Source organism: Actinokineospora spheciospongiae (assembly GCF_000564855.1).
GTDB lineage: Bacteria > Actinomycetota > Actinomycetes > Mycobacteriales > Pseudonocardiaceae > Actinokineospora > Actinokineospora spheciospongiae.
Genome location: NZ_AYXG01000229.1, coordinates 1 through 16,611, shown reverse-complemented (window position 1 = coordinate 16,611; position 16,611 = coordinate 1). Strand labels below are relative to the sequence as shown.

14 protein-coding genes are annotated in these 16,611 nt (G+C 71.2%); 6 read left to right on the top strand and 8 right to left on the bottom strand.

Features of this window, described 5'->3' with window-relative positions; genetic code table 11:
- Positions 1-133 precede the first annotated feature (133 nt).
- Positions 134-1,753 carry an ATP-binding cassette domain-containing protein gene (locus tag UO65_RS29290; protein WP_035288969.1) on the top strand — a complete coding sequence of 540 codons (1,620 nt, stop codon included), beginning with the start codon at positions 134-136 and terminating at the stop codon, positions 1,751-1,753.
- A gap of 124 nt (positions 1,754-1,877) precedes the next feature.
- Here the strand turns inward: UO65_RS29290 and UO65_RS29285 are convergent, their stop codons facing one another.
- From UO65_RS29285 to UO65_RS29280, 3 genes are all read right to left on the bottom strand, one after another.
- Entirely contained in the window at positions 1,878-2,609 is a 732-nt protein-coding gene (locus UO65_RS29285) for a class I SAM-dependent methyltransferase (RefSeq protein WP_233427887.1), read from the bottom strand.
- 20 nt (positions 2,610-2,629) lie between these two features.
- Positions 2,630-3,025 carry a hypothetical protein gene (locus UO65_RS36355; RefSeq protein WP_152552337.1) on the bottom strand — a complete coding sequence of 132 codons (396 nt, stop codon included), beginning with the start codon at positions 3,023-3,025 and terminating at the stop codon, positions 2,630-2,632.
- Positions 3,026-3,096: 71 nt separating this feature from the next.
- On the bottom strand, positions 3,097-3,714 hold the full coding sequence (locus tag UO65_RS29280) for a hypothetical protein (protein ID WP_146241216.1): 618 nt from the start codon (positions 3,712-3,714) through the stop codon (positions 3,097-3,099).
- 485 nt (positions 3,715-4,199) lie between these two features.
- Here UO65_RS29280 and UO65_RS35200 point away from each other — a divergent pair, with 485 nt between their 5' ends.
- Both UO65_RS35200 and UO65_RS37065 read left to right on the top strand, forming a co-directional pair.
- Complete coding sequence (locus UO65_RS35200) at positions 4,200-4,772, top strand: hypothetical protein (RefSeq protein WP_161784536.1); 573 nt, start codon at positions 4,200-4,202, stop codon at positions 4,770-4,772.
- A gap of 201 nt (positions 4,773-4,973) precedes the next feature.
- Positions 4,974-5,126 (top strand): hypothetical protein, encoded by a 153-nt coding sequence (locus UO65_RS37065; RefSeq protein ID WP_161784535.1) that lies wholly within the window; start codon positions 4,974-4,976, stop codon positions 5,124-5,126.
- Positions 5,127-5,206: 80 nt separating this feature from the next.
- Here the strand turns inward: UO65_RS37065 and UO65_RS33805 are convergent, their stop codons facing one another.
- Both UO65_RS33805 and UO65_RS33800 read right to left on the bottom strand, forming a co-directional pair.
- On the bottom strand, positions 5,207-5,830 hold the full coding sequence (locus UO65_RS33805; protein WP_052021934.1) for a Fic family protein: 624 nt from the start codon (positions 5,828-5,830) through the stop codon (positions 5,207-5,209).
- The gene (locus tag UO65_RS33800; protein WP_052021931.1) at positions 5,827-6,438 is read right to left on the bottom strand and encodes a hypothetical protein; all 612 of its coding nucleotides are present in this window, start codon (positions 6,436-6,438) and stop codon (positions 5,827-5,829) included. The genes UO65_RS33805 and UO65_RS33800 overlap by 4 nt, the downstream gene beginning before the upstream one ends.
- A 763-nt stretch (positions 6,439-7,201) precedes the next feature.
- On the opposite strand from UO65_RS33800, the gene UO65_RS29270 reads away from it, so the two are divergent.
- Positions 7,202-9,568: a fibronectin type III domain-containing protein gene (locus UO65_RS29270; RefSeq protein ID WP_152552336.1), complete on the top strand. Its 2,367-nt coding sequence runs from the start codon at positions 7,202-7,204 to the stop codon at positions 9,566-9,568.
- Positions 9,569-9,772: 204 nt separating this feature from the next.
- Here the strand turns inward: UO65_RS29270 and UO65_RS36350 are convergent, their stop codons facing one another.
- Positions 9,773-10,336: a hypothetical protein gene (locus UO65_RS36350; protein ID WP_146241219.1), complete on the bottom strand. Its 564-nt coding sequence runs from the start codon at positions 10,334-10,336 to the stop codon at positions 9,773-9,775.
- A gap of 814 nt (positions 10,337-11,150) precedes the next feature.
- On the opposite strand from UO65_RS36350, the gene UO65_RS37670 reads away from it, so the two are divergent.
- Complete coding sequence (locus tag UO65_RS37670) at positions 11,151-11,861, top strand: transposase (protein WP_200873501.1); 711 nt, start codon at positions 11,151-11,153, stop codon at positions 11,859-11,861.
- 11 nt (positions 11,862-11,872) lie between these two features.
- Here UO65_RS37670 and UO65_RS29255 read toward each other — a convergent pair whose 3' ends face one another.
- Positions 11,873-14,335 carry an ATP-binding protein gene (locus UO65_RS29255; protein WP_233427886.1) on the bottom strand — a complete coding sequence of 821 codons (2,463 nt, stop codon included), beginning with the start codon at positions 14,333-14,335 and terminating at the stop codon, positions 11,873-11,875.
- Between the two features lie 216 nt (positions 14,336-14,551).
- The gene (locus tag UO65_RS29250) at positions 14,552-15,745 is read right to left on the bottom strand and encodes a GDSL-type esterase/lipase family protein (protein ID WP_200873500.1); all 1,194 of its coding nucleotides are present in this window, start codon (positions 15,743-15,745) and stop codon (positions 14,552-14,554) included.
- Positions 15,746-15,991: 246 nt separating this feature from the next.
- Here UO65_RS29250 and UO65_RS38775 point away from each other — a divergent pair, with 246 nt between their 5' ends.
- A complete protein-coding gene (locus UO65_RS38775) occupies positions 15,992-16,123 on the top strand; it encodes a hypothetical protein (RefSeq protein WP_267880626.1) in 132 nt (43 codons plus the stop codon).
- Positions 16,124-16,611 lie beyond the last annotated feature (488 nt).

Sequence of the window (16,611 nt, the reverse complement as noted above, 5' to 3'; positions counted from 1 at the left end):
GCTCGCGCGAGGAGGACGGGTGCCGCCCCTGTAGGCTGCGTACCCGTCGCCGCCCTGCTGCTCCGGGTGCTCGGGGTGCGCCGGGGCGACCGGGTGCGCGTGGAGCCGGTGCCGAGTGAGGAGAGCGCGCACGATGGGTCATCTTGAGGCCGCGCACGTCGAGTACCACCTGCCCGACGGGCGGGCACTGCTCGGGGACGTGTCCTTCCGGGTCGGGGACGGGGCCGTCGCCGCGCTCGTCGGGGCGAACGGGGCCGGGAAGACGACGCTGCTGCGGCTGCTGTCCGGGGAGTTGGCCCCGCACGGGGGGTCGGTCACGCGCAGCGGGGCGCTCGGGGTGATGCCGCAGTTCATCGGGTCGGTGCGCGACGACCGGACCGTGCGTGACCTGCTGCTCACCGTCGCCCAACCCGGGGTCGCCGAGGCGGCGCGGGCGGTGGACGCGGCCGAGACGGCGATGATCGAGTCCGACACCGAGAAGACCCAGATGGCCTACGCCCAGGCCCTCGCCGACTGGGGTGAGGTGGGCGGGTACGAGGTCGAGACCCACTGGGACATCTGCACCACCGCGGCGATGGGTGTGCCCTACGACGTGGCCAAGTGGCGCGACGTGCGCACCCTGTCCGGCGGCGAGCAGAAGCGGCTGGTGCTCGAGTCGCTGTTCCGAGGCACCGACGAGGTGCTGCTGCTCGACGAGCCGGACAACTACCTCGACGTCCCCGGCAAGCGGTGGCTGGAGGCCAGGCTCGCCGAGACCGCGAAGACCGTGCTGTTCGTCAGCCACGACCGCGAACTGCTCTCCACCGCCGCCGAGCGCATCGTCAGCGTCGAGCCCGGCGCCGCGGGCGCCGACGCCTGGGTGCACGGCGGCGGGTTCGCCACCTTCCACGCCGCCCGCACCGAGCGCTTCGCCCGCTACGACGAGCTGCGCAAGCGGTGGGACGAGAAGCACGCCCAGCTTCGCAAGCTCGTCCTGAACATGCGCGAGTACGCCGCCCGCAGCCACGACATGGCCTCCCGCTACGCCGCCGCCCAGACCCGGCTGCGCAAGTTCGAGGAGGTCGGCCCGCCACCGGAGCCGCCGCGCAAGCAGGAGATCACCATGCGGCTGCGCGGCGGCCGCACCGGCGTGCGCGCGCTCACCTGCGCGGGCCTGGAGCTGACCGGCCTGATGAAGCCGTTCGACCTCGAGGTCTTCTACGGCGAGCGCGTGGCGGTCCTGGGCAGCAACGGCTCCGGCAAGTCCCACTTCCTGCGCCTGCTCGCAGGCGAGGACGTCCGACACACCGGCACCTGGAAACTCGGCGCGCGGGTGGTGCCCGGGCACTTCGCCCAGACCCACGCCCACCCCGAACTGCTCAACCGCACCCTCCTGGAAATCCTGGCCGACCGCCACTCCCACGACCGAGGCAAGGCCACGGGGTCACTGCGCCGCTACGAGTTGGAGCAGCAGGCCGAGCAGCGGTTCGACAAGCTCTCCGGCGGCCAGCAGGCCCGCTTCCAGATCCTGCTGCTGGAACTGGCGGGCACGACCGCCCTGCTGCTCGACGAGCCCACCGACAACCTCGACCTGGAAAGCGCCGAGGCTCTGCAGGACGGACTGGGCGCCTACGAAGGCACCGTCCTCGCCGTCACCCACGACCGCTGGTTCGCCCGCACCTTCGACCGCTACCTCGTCTTCGGCACCAACGGCGAGGTCCGCGAAACCACCGAGCCAGTCTGGGACGAACGCCGCGTCGACCGCCAACGCTGACCCCTGGCTTGTGGGTGGGTCCAGGGGTGCCGGGACCTCATCGAGTGGCCGTCGCCGAGGCCAGCGCCGCACGGGTATGGCCCTGGCGTCGGCGTCCGAGCCTCGACCTGCGCAGGTCGCGGCGTCAGCCTGCCTGCAAGACGAAGAACAGGAAACCCAGAAAACGCGTACCCCCGAGTTCGCGGAACACCTCGGGGAACAAGTCGAGGGCGGCGGGCGCGGGCGGCGGTTCGCTGATGACGTCGATGCGAAAACCAGCCGCGGTGAAGGCTTCGGTCATCGCGTGCAGCGGGCGGTCCCAGAAGCTCATCCGAGCGGTCTGCCCGCCCATGGTCCACTCCTCGGTCCGCTTGCGGGTCCGGAAATAATTGGGCTTGCCCCCAGCCAAGCGCTGCATCAGGGTTATGGCGAACGGATGCTCAACCGAAACGATGAGCCGCCCGCCAGGCGCCAGCACACGCCGCAGTTCAGCCAGTGTCGGCCCCCAGTCCTCCAGGTAGTGCAACACCAGGGACGCGACGACGTCGTCGAACGCGCCGTCGGAAAAGGGCAGCGGATCAGCCAGGTCGACAACCCGCAGGTCCGCATCGGCACCCAGCCGCCGCCTGGCCAACTCCAGCATGCCGGGGCTCGCATCGACACCGGTCACGGCAGCACCCCGATCGCGCAGCGCGGCAAACAGCGGACCCGAGCCACAGCCCGCATCAAGGATTCGTCGCCCTCCCACGTCCCCGGCGAATTCCAACATCGCGGGCCGCTCGTAGTACGCGTTCAACAGACTGGTCTCGTTCTCGGCCGCATAACCCTCAGCGATGCTGTCGTAGTCGTTCGCCCGACCACCATCGGCGGGAACCATAGAGCCCCTTGAAGTCGACATCATGTCGACAGGACGTCCGAGCAGCAAAAAGGTTGCCACGTCCCCGTGGTGCATCCGAATTGCCCTGCGAACCAGAGTGCGGTGTCCCCGAGGAAGCACGTCAAACGGCGCTCCCCGAACCCGAAAATCGGATGAACCGCCCTCATGGCTTCATTCCTCAAAATTGTTGCGTCGTCAATGAGGCCATCACCGCGCTGACGGGCGTTCAAGCAGGCTCGCACGCGGATGCCAAGCCCGCCGGGCTGGCCAGGCTGCCCGGAACCTCGACCCGCACAGGTGCGCGCGAGCGCAGGCGTGCGGCGTCGCGATGTCTCCAGATCCCGCGCCGTCACCAGGACGACCGGCGTCAGCAGCACCGCCGTGTCGGCCAAGTGCACCACGACCAGCACCGTCACCAGCCCAGCGACCCCGGTGGAGCCGTCGTCCCGGCTACTCCCCGCCGGACACCCGGGTCAGGGCGGGAGGGTCAGGAGGAGGGGGTCGGGGTGGCAGAGAGGTAGGGCTGCTGAGGGTCGCCGACCATCTCCAGGGTCCGCAGGCACCAGCGGCCCGAGTCGAAGGTGAGCAGGCCGCTGCCGATGGACCAGGAGTAGTGGCTCAGGTCGCCGTCCGAGGCGGTCAGGGCGAACGAGCTGCTGGTGTCGCCGACGGTGGGGTCGTCCGGCTTGCTGAACGGAACACCGCGCTCCCGCACGAAGTCCGACATCCGCTTGGCCGTCGCGGTGACCTTGTCGCGGTCGGCTTGGCAGGTGTTCTGCCCGATCCAGTCCAGGTCGCCGTCGTTGATCGCGGTGATCACGTCCGCGGGCAGCTCCTTCCCGGTTGCCTGGTCGCCCTTGGGCTGCGGGGCGCCCGCCTGTGGTTTGTCCGAAGTGCGGGTGAGGGCCGAGTAGACGCCCAGACCGCCCACCACCAGGAGGAGGGCGCCCAACACGATGGCCACGACCAGGAAGGCGCTTTTCTTCGGCGGCTGCGGGACCGGGGGCTGCCAGTACCCCTGCTGCGGCGGGTAGCCCCGCGGCTGCTGGAACCCGCCGTGGCCTTGGGGCCCCGGTCGGCCGGGATGCCCCCACTGCTGCGTCACGCTGCCTCCCCCAGAGACGTCCGTGCCGCGCAATCTAACAGCCCCATCCCGCCGAACCCGTCATGCGCGGATGGTGGCCCGCGCCACGACTCCCACCAGCGACCGCAGCCGCAGCGGAAATCCGACCACGGTGGGTACCCGCTCGGAGGAGTGGCTCGAACGCCCGATCGCCAACGGCGAACTGGAGCAGAGGATCACATGCCCTTCACCGGTCTCCGCTGCTGCATCTACGGTGAGGACACCGAGAACGCGACCGACTACGTGCAGGCAGCCGTGCGGGCTTCCCCGGTAGGACCGGAGGTGCAGTACTTCGGCGCCCCGGCCGCCGGAACCAGGACGAGCCCTTCGCTGCCGCCCTGGTCGACCGGGAGTGCACCGCGCGCTTCGGCCCCGCGTCTGTGTTCCGCACGAGCAGGTCCGTCGAGCCGGGGGACTTCCAACCGCAGATCCTCGGCGAACTCCGACAGTCGTCCGTCCTGTTGGCCGTGATCGGCGAGCGGTGGCTGGACGTTGTCGACGCCGAGGGCCACCCCAGGTTGGAAGACCCGGGCGGCTGGGTCCGTCGGGAGATCGAACTGGCCGTCGAATGGGGGATACGGGTGATCCCGGTCCTGGTGAACACCCAGATGCCGCGCGCGGCGAACCTGCCCCCGAGCATGGCCGAGCTGGTTGTCCAGAACTACACACCGCGCCTGCACCACGACCTTGGCGACGCGCGGTTCTGCGGAACCGGACAGACTGCACGATCACGGCCACCATGGGCGAAGAGGCGATCCGGAAGCACAGGGAAGCCCGACCGACACGGCCGAACAGATCGACCGTCTCGTGGAATTCGCCGCGCTGGACCACATCCATGTGCTGCTCGTCCCGACTCCATCGGCGAGGTGCCGGGCCACGTCACCCCGTACGCCGTCATGCTGCCCAACCCCCTCATGCGCATGGAGATCACCCCGGCCGCGAAGGGCGGCGGCCTGGTGCTGCCGACGCGTCCTCGTTGCGTCACCGTCGCCAGTGCGGCCTGCTGTGTCCAAAGCGGCCACGTGACCAATCTGGTGTGACGAAGCCCACTGTGCGCGTGGTGGCCTGCTGGGCCGACTGATTGCTGTCTGCGGGATGAATATCCTTGATCATGTTCTTCTGGGTGTGCGCGATCTCGAGGCGGCGGCAGACCGGTTTCGTCGCGAGTAGGGTTTGGGAACCGCGCCTGGCGGATCGCCGGTTCCGTGGGGCGCCAATGTGGTTGTTCTCTCGCGCCCCCGGTGTACCTGGAACTCGTCACCGCCATGGATGCTGGCGCAAGTGAGGCTGCGGCACGTTTGGCGGCCGTCACCGCGGCAGGAGACCGCCTGTTCACCTGGGCGCTTGCGGCCGCGGGGCTCACCACCGCGCGAGGCGAGACGGTGGTGCGCTGACGGTTCCGCCCTGGCTCACCTGCGGAAGATCGTGACTTCTCGGGTTCGCCACGGGCTGTTCCACCTGCCTCGCGAGGTCGTCACCGCGCGGGTGTTCGGCTGCGGGCGGCGGTGATCAGTGTGGCGATCAGTTGGGCGAACGCGAGTGCCCCGGTCGGGTCGTCGGCGAATCTGGCGACCCGGCGGATCGGGCCCACATGGTCGAGGGTGATGCCCGCCCGCGCCAGGATGAAGGTGAGTGCGAGGAAGGCGGCGCGGGCGTTGCCGTCGGCGAACGGGTGGTGGAAGCACACGTCGAGGTAGGCGCGGGCGGCCCTGGCGGGCAGTGGTGGACCATCGGCGGCCTCGGCCAGGAACACGTCGAGGCGGTCGCGGAGGTCGACGTGCCAGTCGTAGCGTTCGTGGCCGTTTTTGGCGAACGCGGGCCCGGTGCGCAGCGGGGCGGGTTCGGCCAGGACGTGTCGCTGCCACCCGGCGAGGAGGTCCATCGAGAGGTCGCGCCCGGCCGAGGCGTCCGCCCGGAGCAGGGTCAGTGCCGTGCGGAGACCGGCGGCGCGACGGGGGCTTCTGGCGTGGTCATGGGTGTCGATGTCGTGCAGCGGGCCGTCGCGGACGGGAATCAGCGGGCCGGGGCCTGGGTCGGGGACCTCGTGCCAGGGCACTGCCTGCCGGGTGGTCAGCCACACCGCGAGGTGGTCGGTCATGGTCCGGAGTCGGAGAGTCGCCCGGCGACGTCGAGGAGGACCGAGGGGGCGGGCTCGATCCAGCTGCCGAACCGGCCGCCGATGGCTTTCTCGACCCACTGGCCCGCTGCCACCGAGTCGACACCCCACCGGGTGAGGTACCAGGTGAGCACTTGGGCGCAGTGCCGGTACCAGGCGTCACCGGCGGTCGTGCTGTCCACCACCAGCGCGATCAGAGCCGTCGTGGCGGATCGAGCCGCGTGCGCCCACTCCTGTCCGGTCAGCCCTGCCAGCGGGTGGCGGTCGAACTCGACGGCCAGGCGTTCGACCCACGCACGCCATTCGCGCACGGCGGCGTCGACGCGGGCAAGGGTCTCAGCGGGTGTGGTGACCGAGTGCTCGGGGCAGCACCACGCGGTGATCGGGCCGCCGCCGATCTCGCCCTCGTCGCGGGCCCACCGCCAGCCCGCGACCCAGGGGCCGTGGTGCGCGACCAGGCCTGCGGTCATCGCGTCGGTCCAGGAGGTCTCGGGGCACGGGTCACCCGCCGGGGCGCACCGGGCGACCGCGGCATCGGTGAACGGGTGGGCCGCGGGGTCGACATCGGCCCAGGTCAGGGAGGACGGCACGGACCCAGGGTGGCAGACGAAGGCTCTGCCGTCAGCCGGATTCCCGGTCGGCCGAGGGAGAGCCACTTCCCGCCTGGGATGAGGCGTCGACGCGATCGGTGAACCTTCTTCGTGGTCGGCGTTGAGCAGTCCGTGTTCGAGGGCTCCGATCCCGGCGGTGAACGGCCCGCCACGCAGGAACCCCACCAGGGTGGCGAACGCGGCACCGGGCTGCTCCACCGTCACCCGTCATTCTCCCCGCTGCGGCCTGTGGTGGCCCTGTCCGCAGGCCGCAGCGGTGGATTGACGATCATCGAAGTGGGGGAACCGCTGTGGCTGACATCGTATCCGCGATTGACGCGGTCACAGGGTGCCAGCAGTGTGGGGGCCCGCTCGGCGAAAGCCCTTCAGGAGATTTCTGCGGCCCGGGGTGCGCGAGTGCCTGGGCAGCCAAGCAGGTGGGTGCGCGGCCGGGTGATGTGGTGGCGGCGTTCCCGGCGTTGGCCGTAGCTGCCCGGGAGATCGCCGCCTCGCTGCGCGCAGATGCGGCGGGAGGCCAGATCGTGTGGCGGGGCGACGATGAGTGAAGATCCCCTGTCGGTGGGTTGGGGATCTGGCCGGCTGTCCTGGCGGTGACGACGGGCCAAGGGTGACGCGGTCGTGGTCGAAGAGCGGTCCCCACCTGCGTGAACAGGCGCAGTGGGCGCGTGTAAGAGGCACAAGGCTCTGCTCCCTGTGATCGGGGATGGCTATCGTTCGCCCTACTGGGGCGAGGGGGTTCACGATGCGTGGCAGAGCAGCCGTGGCATTGGCGACGGCAACGGCCGTCGGTGCGGGGATCATGGTGTCGATCGGCTCGGCGAACGCCGCCGACCCGGGCCCGGCGGATGTGGGCGCGGCGGGGGCGGCGGAGGTCCGGCAGGACTGCCAAGAGTCCCTTTATGGCGCGTTTCCCATCACCGCGAAGGCCACGCTGCGGTTGCCCGCCCGCTGGCCCGTGGGCGAGCCCACTCCGGCGACCGGGATCGCGGTGACGGCCTCGATCCCCGGCTCGGTGACGGCGGCCCTGAGGGCGACCGGGGCGACCTCGGTGGGCGGATGGGTCGACTTCTCCGTCAGCTACCTCGGCAGGTCCGTCCCGCTGACGGTCCCGGTCGACCGGGCTTTGCCTGCTGGTGCGGACTCGTTCGAGGTGATGGCATCGGTGCCGTTCCCGCCCACGAGCACCCAGTACGTGAACACCGCCTACTACGAGCTGAGCGACACCACGATCCGGCTCACCGGGCGCGAGCCGGGCGGGGGCGAGGTCCCGCCGTTGGCCACCGCCTGCCGCAACCACCCCGATCAGGTCGCCGGGCTCGCGACCGTCCAGTTCTTCACGCCCGAGCCCCTGCCGCCGTCCTTCGTCGACTGCGGCTTCCCCAACGGCACCCAGCCGCTGTCGCTCTCCCTCACCCCCACCGTCGACCCCCGGGTCGTCGCGGGCGGGCCGCCGACCACGCTGTCGCTGTTCGGCGAGGCCACCCTCGCCGAGCAGACCCAGCGGGCCCTGCTCGACTCCGGGGTCCGCGTGGCCAAGGGCTCGGTGCGGCTCCCGGTCACCTACTCCTTCGCAGGAGCCCCGGTCTCGACGAACACCTACGACCTGCCCGTCGAGTTCACCGTCCACGAACTCGGCCAACCCCTGCGGGAGTTGGTGTGGACGACGGTCGACCCGGTCTTCTCGGACGCGCCAGGCGAGGGCACGTGGCGGCGCGGACCCGTGTCAGTGGACCTCGCCCTGTTCGACGCCGCGGGCAATCGGGTCGGCGCGCTCGCGGGCGCCTGCGCGGACCGGCCCGACCAGGACACCGGACTGGGCAGCACGACCTTCGTCGCCGCCACCGACGGCGTGATCCAGACCTGCGGGGAATCCCCGTACCCGCAGCCCCAGGACTTTCCGCCCTCGCTCGAAGCGCACAGAGCCGTGGTCACCGCCCGAGCGACCTTCCCCACGCGGTTCCCGCTCGGCCAGAACACCCCCGCCGCCCCCGCGACGGTGCGGATGGACCTCGACACCGCGGTGGGGGACTGGCTGCGCGGAATCGGCGCCGCCACGGTGAGCTCGACCAGCGACCTGGTCGCGCCCCGCTCGTTCACCGGTGAGGTGAAGCGGCGGGACAGCTACCGGACCACCATCGGCCCGGTCCCGGTTCCCGCGACGGGCGGGCTGGTCCTCGACGGTGCCTTCGCGCTGGACTTCTCACCGGTCGGCCACGTGGGCACGATGACCTGGGACGCCCAGTCCGTGTTCTACGACCTGGTCCCGTACCGGGCCGACGGATCGGTGGCGGCCCCCGGTCGGCTCGTGTTCCAGTGCCATCCGCTGCCGGGCAACCGCACCGAGTTCGGCCGCGTGGAGATCGTCGACGCGGTCCGCCCGCCCTACGACATCGCCGCGTCCGACATCACCTCGTCTTCGGTGCGCCTTTCCTGGACCAGGCCCGAGGGCATCGTCGGGTTCGAGGTCTACAACGGCACGACCCCGGTCGCCTCGACGACGGACACCAGCGCGGTCGTGTCCGGCCTGACCCCGGCCACCGAGCACACCTTCGCCATCCGCTCGAAGAACGCCGCAGGCGACCTGTCCGCCGACAACGGCATCACCTTCCGCACCCTCCCCGCCGACGCAGCCCCCACCGCCCTGCGGTTCACCGCGACCGGCACCGCGAAGCTCAAGCCCGGCACCCTCCCGCTCTCCGCAGCGGTGTCCGGCACCCTCATCCCCGCCAGCGGCGAACTCTCCGTCGACCTCACCGCCAACGCGACAACGGCCAACCTGCGCTACCTCGGGATCATCCCCGTCACCGCCTCGGTGCGGTTGACCCCACAAGGCCCAGCCACCGGCACCCTGACCACCGGCGAAGCGACGGTGGCCACGAACGCATCGCTCACCATCCCGGAACTCCAGGTCTTCGGTATCCCCTTGCGCCAACCCACAACCTGCGCCAGCGCGCCATCCCGCCTGGAACTCACCGGTCCCTTCACCCCAACCACCGCCAGCCTGTCCGGTGCCTACACCGTCGCACCGGTCGCGGGCTGCGGGGCGCTGTCGTCCTGGATGACCCAGTCCTTGTCCGGGCCCGGCAGGATCGAACTCGAACTCCGGTAGCCGCTTAGGAACCACCTGGCCGGACGGCCAAACCGTCCGCTGAGAGCACTCGCGTTTGGTCAGCGGCCAATCGTCCAGCTACGGGCTGCTGACACCACCCGGTAGCGACAGCGATCCAGCCATTCACCCAGACAGCAGCCACAGCGCCCATACCCGCCCCACGCGGCCAGTGCGGGCTCATCTCACCGTTGATCAGCCGGGTGGTCACCTCTGCCAGCCGCAGATGTCCGCCCAGCAGCCCTCGATGACGGCGACCAGTGGTCCACCGCTGGTCAGCACCGCCGCCATCTCGCCGCCCGATTGTTCCCTGAGTCGGCGCAGTGCCCCAGCCCGCGCCGCTCGCCAGTCCGGGTCGAGGAGGTACTGCGCGCGGTGGGCCACCAGCACCATGAGGAACCCGCCGCCTTGGGCGCCGAGTCGCGCGCCGATCGCCCGAACCTCGGTGACCGCGTTGCCCTCGTGACCGGCTCTCTTCTCCTTGTACGCCCGCAGGGTGACTCCCACCAGCTCCCTCGCCGTGTTCTCCAACTCGGCGGTCAGCGGATGCGGCGCGAGTCGTACGACGGCGTCGTGACGTGCTTTGGCCGTCGGGGAATCGAAGGTGACCGGCTCGTGCGGTCGCAGGTCGGCCAGGAACGCGGCCAGTCCCGGTCCCGGCGGTGCGGCAGGCGACCTCGACGGGAGTGGTGGGGCGGGTGCGCGTCGTCGATCCGCCTCCACCCTGAGCGAGTCGGTCAGCTCGGGGCGCTCCTTGCGCCACTTGAACACGGTGTCCCCCTGGATGGCTCGATCCGGGTGTGCGTCACTGGCCGGTTCGGGTTGCGCGAAGACGACGGTCAGCCGTGGCAGGAAGCACCGACCCAGAACACCGATTGGGCGCAGACAGAGGTCCTTGCCCCGGACCCCCGTTCCGAAGTGCGGCTACGCACCGAGGAACAAGAGCCGGTCGGGGACACCGAGCATCGCCGCAGCACACCCCTGACCGACGATCGTATTTCCACGTTGCGACGGTAGTGACCCGGCGCGGGGACCGGTCCCGGCCGCGCAGCCCCCACCGCTGGGCACCTGTGCCGTCGCAACCGCTACTGCCACCCGGAACGCCCCGTCGCCGCCAGTGACGCTTGCTCCATGGTCGAGGGGATCGTCCGCCGGTATCGGTGCGGGATCGCCCGGCGGGATGTCGCGGAGATGTTCGGGCTGTGGCAGACGGTCTGGACCTGGCATCGGCACCTGGGACACGGTGTTGGGCCGCTTGCTCACCACCGCCGGTGCCGAGGGCCGGATCGACCGGTCGATCCCGGTGGACTCGATGATCACCCGCACCCATCGACACGCCACGAACATCACCCGTGCCACGGGGCTGGGTGGAACTGCGTGAATCCGCAGTTCGAGCCGCCTGAGCACGGCGCCGGCCGATCGGGGCGGGTGGACGAGGAAGATCCACCACCCGGGCGACGGTCACGGCCTGCCTGTGGTCACGCTGGTGACTGCGGCCAGGCCGGTGACCCACCGATGTTCGGTCCACTCCTGGCGCATCTGTGGGTGCCCCGGGCGGCGGCAGGCCCGCCCCTGCCCCGACCGGGTGCGGGGGACAAGGCGTATCCCCTGCCGTGCGATCCGCGCACATCTGCGCAACCGGGGCACCACCGCGGTCATTCCGCAACCGGTCGACCAGATCGGCCACCGCCGACGACGGTGTTCCCGCGGCGGCCGCCCACCGGCATTCGACATCGACGACCACCGCAACCGCACCGTCATCGGGCGCTGCTTCACCAAGCTCAAAAAGTGGCGCGGCATTGCGACCCGGTTCGACAGGCTTGCCATCGTCTACCGGGCGGCGGACGTCCTGCACGCGATGTATGGCATGGGCAACACCATCCGGGCAATTCTGGACACCCCGCGCTACACCGCATTCGCAGTGTTCGGCCGCGTGACCAACCGCGAAATACTTTTGGAGTCAGACGATGTCGTGGCCGGGAACGCCACCCGCTTCCGGCGGTCGATCCCAGATCGCGTCGTGCGATCCCGCACCCAGGCTCACCCCGAGATCGTGTCGGTCGAGACCTTCGCCGCCTGGATGATCCGCCGATCCCATGAACCTGCGCGAAGAAAAGGTGCTCACTGCGATCAACTCGCGAGCCTGAGCAGGCCACGTGCCTGCTCGACACGCTTGTCAGCTTCGTGTCGAGCCAGTCGTGCCCGTGTCAGTGCATCCCCGCCGGTCACCGCGCATCCTCCAGAAGCACGGGCGGAGTGCACCGAGGCTCGCGCACCGCCGACGCGACGGTATTGACGAGCTGACCTCTACGGACTGACCTCCCGCGCTGCGTCGACCCCGTGCCGCGACCCGCCGGGGGACAGCTCGGCAGTGAGCCGACGGCGCAGCTCGACCGTCGCTTCCGTCTGCGGCAGGGCAACCGTGAGGGAGAGCGCGCGCTCGCGGCAGGACTTGGCCGCGTCCTGCTCGGACAGCGCGGCCAGGTCCGCGAGGGCCGCGGCCTCGTGCAGCGGGTTCCCGAGGCGGGCGTAGAGGGCGGCCGCCTCGGTCAGGGCGGTGCGCGCCCCCGCGTCGTCACCGCCGCGCAGCAGGTCCGCGGTCAGGCACAGCGCTTCCGCCTGACCCATCAGGACACCCAGGCCGCGGAACAGTGTCAGGGCCTCGCCGCACCGGTGGACGGCCTCGGCGGTGGCGGACCGGGCGGCCAGGACCCTCGCCGAGCGCACGAGGCTGTAGGCGTGGTTGGAGTCGTCGACCGGGGTGGGAGCGCCGCCGCGGCGGACCTCCCGGAAGTGGCCGACGCACAGCTCCAGCTGCTCGGCCGCGGCGTCCAGCTTCCCCTCGGCCAGCAGGTGCGCGCCGCGGATCGAGTGGGCGACGCTGAGCCCGGTGCGGTAGCCCGCCTCGGTGAACAGCGCGATCACCTCGTCGAGGACCCGCTCGTGGTCGGGCGAGCCCGCTCCCGCGAGTCGCGACGACAGCAGGTAGAGCCGCGACCAACCCTGTTCGCGCAGGTCACCGGACGCCGTGGCGGCCTCCAGCGCGCGCTCGGCCATCGCCTCGCCGTCCTGCGGGCGGCCGAGCAGCTTGGTCAGCGCCCAGGCCAGGAAGCCGCGGTGCACCGCCTCGTCGCGCAGGCTGCCGAGCGCGACCGACGAGCGCACGGCGAGGTCGAACACCTCGTGCCAGGTGCTGCCCGCCCCGTCGATCTCGGAGTACCAGTGCATGGCCTCCGACAGGTCGATCACCGCGCGGTGCTGCCCGCGCGCCGCCGCCTTGCCCACCGCGGCCACCCAGCCGCCCGCCTCGGCCGCCAACCAGCGACCCGCCCCGAGGTGGTCGGCGAACTCCGGGGTGGGCGCGGGCGGCGGGGACACCCGCTCCGAGGGCTCGAAGTACCTGCCCGCCTCGGTCGCGGTGCGCACGAGCCAGTCGGTCAGGCGTTCGTCGGCCCGCCGCGCCGCCCCCGGGTCCTCCTCCTGGGCCAGCCGCTCGGTGGCGTAGGTGCTGAGCAGGTCGTGGAACTGGTAGCGGCCTGCGTCGGTGCCCGGTTGCAACAGGCTCGCGTCAGCCAGTTCCTCCAGGCGCAGTTCGACATCCCGCGCCTCCAGCAGCGCCCGCGCCGCGCCCGCGCCGAAGTCGGCGGCGGGCACCAGCGACAACCTGCGGAACAGCACCGCCGCGTCGGGGCTGAGCTGCCGGTAGGAGAGGTCGAACAGGGTGCGGACGTCCAGGTCGCCCGCAGTGAGGGTGCTCAGCCGCCGCCTGCGGTCGCGCAGTTGCCCCAGCAGGTGCTCCACCGGCCACGCTGGGCGGCTGGCCAGCCGGTTGCCCGCGATCCGGATCGCCAGCGGCAGCCGCCCGCACAGCCCCGCCAGCTCGACCGCCGCCGCGCGCTGCGCCGCGACCCGGCCCTCGCCGATGATCGCCGCGAGCAGAGCGACGGCCTCCTGCTCCCCGAGCAGGCCCAGGCCGACCCTGCTGACCCCGACCAGCCCCACCAGCGCCTGGCGGCTGGTGATCAGGGTGAGGCAGCGCGGCCCGCCGACCAGCAGCGGCCGGACCTGGGCCTCGTCGGCGGCGTTGTCCAGCACGAGCAGCGCGGACCGGTCGACCAGCAGCGCCCGGCACAGGCTCGTCCGCTGGTCCAGCTCCGCGGGGACGTCCACGGCGGGCACCCCGAGCGTGCGCAGCACCAGGTGCAGCACGTCCGCCGGGTCGCTCGGCTCGGCCGACATGCCGCGCAGCCGCAGGAACAGCAGGTGGTCCGGGAAGTGCGGCGCCAGCGTGTGCGCCGCGCGCACGGCGAGGCTGGTCTTGCCCGCCCCGGGCGGCCCGGTCAGCACGGCGACGTGCCCGGTCCGGCGACCGCCGCCCACCAGCTCGTCGGCGAGTGCGACCAGGGCGGCCAACTCGCCGTCGCGGCCGGTCAGGTCGTCGATGTCGGGCGGGGGCAGCAGCACAGCGGAGGCGTTGTAGACGCGTGCCACGGGCTCGGCGGGGTCCCGCTCGGCGCGCACCCTGCCCTGCTTGGAGACCTCCCGCAGCCGGGTCAGCTCGTCGTCGGTGAGCGACAGCGGGCCTGCCATCGCCTCGACCGTGCGCCGCTGAGGGCTCCTGGCCACCCCGCGCTCCATGTCGCTGATGGCCCGCACGCTCACCCCGGAGCCCTCCGCGAGCTCATCCTGGGTGAGCCCCGCCCGGAGGCGGTGGCCACGCAACAGGTCCTTGAACGCGGGCGCCGCCCCGGTGGCCGCGGTGTTCTTCACGCGCCCCATCATCCCAGCCGGGCCGGGAGGGCCGTCGCCGCGACGCGCGTGCCCGGGTGTCGCACCGGTCGCACTCGGCAGGCGCGCACCCGGTGATCGCGAGCCGGGCCGGGCTGCCGTCGGCGACGCGTTCCCCACCTCCAACGCCCGTGTCGGGTGGCCCGCACGATCGCGGTCCACCCGACACGGGCGTGGGACTGCTGTGACGCCCCGAGGTCAGAGGCCGGCGTTCGCGGCCAGGGTGATGCCTTCGATGCCCGCGCCGGGCTGGGCGGTGCAGGAGTACTTCCCCGGCCCGCGAGCGGCGAGCAGCGCCAGGCAACGGCCCTGCGCGCGCTGGCCATACGCGTTGGGATGCAGGGACTCCTGGGTGTCACCCTGCGTGCTCCTGCCGGGCACGATGGTGACGTCGGTGAACCGGACCCACTCGCTGGCGGCCGGGCTCGGCGGGGCGCCCGGGGTGACCAGCGCGGAGTTCTTGTTGCACACCTCGTGCCCCGCTGAGGCGCCACGCAGGTCCAGGAAGTCGGCGCCCTCGGCGGTGGCCGCTGCGCTCAGCACGGACGCGAGCTGGTCGTTGACGCTCCGGAGCCAGTCGCTGTCGGAATTCCAGAAGGGACACCCGCCCACCTGGTAGCGGGTGTAGCCGCTCTCGGCGTACCGGTAGTCGCCACTGGCAGGCACGGGGTGGGCGTAGCCCTGGAGCACGAGCCGGTAGTCGGTGTCGGCGTACCCGGCAGCGCTCATCGTGGCGCGGACGTCGTCCAGAACCGCGGGAATGCTCGTCGCCAGCGCGGCCATCCGGCTCTGCACGACCTGGCTCTGGGTCGACTGGCACTTGTAGGTGACGAACACGGTGCTCAACAGGAAGTCACGACCGCACTGCTCGGCGACGCCCGCGAGGTCGAGGTCGTTGCCGCCGACGGACACCACGACCACCTTCACCCGGTGGCTCCTGGCGACCTGGGCCAACTGCTCGTTCTGCGGGTTCTCCCCCTTGAAGGCGGTTCCCCCGGTGAGCACGTTCGTCGTCTTGGCCCCGGAGCAGGAGATGTTGACCGCGGTGGCGTTCGCGATGGCCGCGCTGTGCACCTCGGCCACGTCCGAGCGGTGACAGCCGTTGTCGGCGCTCGTCCCGTAGACCCGGTGCGGGTCGGCACCGCCCGGCGCCCAGGCACGGTCCGTACCGCTGAAGTCCCCCTGCCCCGAGTCGTTGGAGTTGCCCGACCACCGACCCGCCTCACCGGAGATGAAGCTGTCCCCCAACGTCACCACCGCAGCAGGCGCCTGCGGCGGCGCGGCCTGTGCCTGGGGCGCTGTGGCCAGGCCCGCGACCAGGGCAACTCCCGCCACGACCGCACCGCCCTTCCACGGGCCGACGCGGAGACCGGTCATGAATGCGCTTCTCATGGCGCGCAACGTATGGCCCCCCGCCCACCGGAGACCACGCAGAACAACCGGCAGGAATGGTTCCTCCGGTCAGCAACCACACTCCGGCACCTGCAGAGGACGTGGAGGCCGGATGCCGAGCCTTGACCAGCGATCTGACAAAATCGTGTGCCGAGGCTCAACCCGGGCGCTGCCGACTCCGGTAGGCCGCGACGCCGGCCCGGTGCGCAGTTCCGGCGCGGCGCCGCCGAGGTGGTCGGCAACCTCGTGCGCGACGACGACGACAGCGCCATCTATGAGGTCCGCTTTCCCGAGTCGGACCTCACCGTCGAAACCACAGTGCCGGGGTACGCGGTGACCTTCATCGCCAGCGGGAGCCACGCCCATCACGCTGGCTGAACCCCTCGGCGCCCAGTACACCACCAGCACCCCCACGCTGCTGGGTGGGTTGCCTGTACCGCCTGGATATTCGCCCGGGAGTTCCCTGCTCAAAGGTGACTGCGCACTTGGGGTATGCGTGCGACCGACGAACCACTCGAGCCCACAGACCAAAGGGCTCACTCGTTAGAGTGATCCGACATCGATCGGCGGTGCTGTCGCGCGAAAGGGGAGCACCATCCGAAGGACGGGCACCAGCTCGAACGCCGGGGTCGACCGTGCGTGGTCGTGGCAATGTGTACTTGGAAAACGGCACTACGAACTGCCTGGTCAACCGCACCCGCGATGGTTCCTGGGGGCAGGCCGCCGGTATGGCGGTGGCAGTGTCGAAGTCCTCGGCCGACATCCCCCCACAGGCAGCACCAACCTGTGCTCGGGCTTCATCGACACCGCCACTCGTCAAGCCGACTGCAGCAACTCCTACGCCTACTACGCAGGCCCGGTGCGCA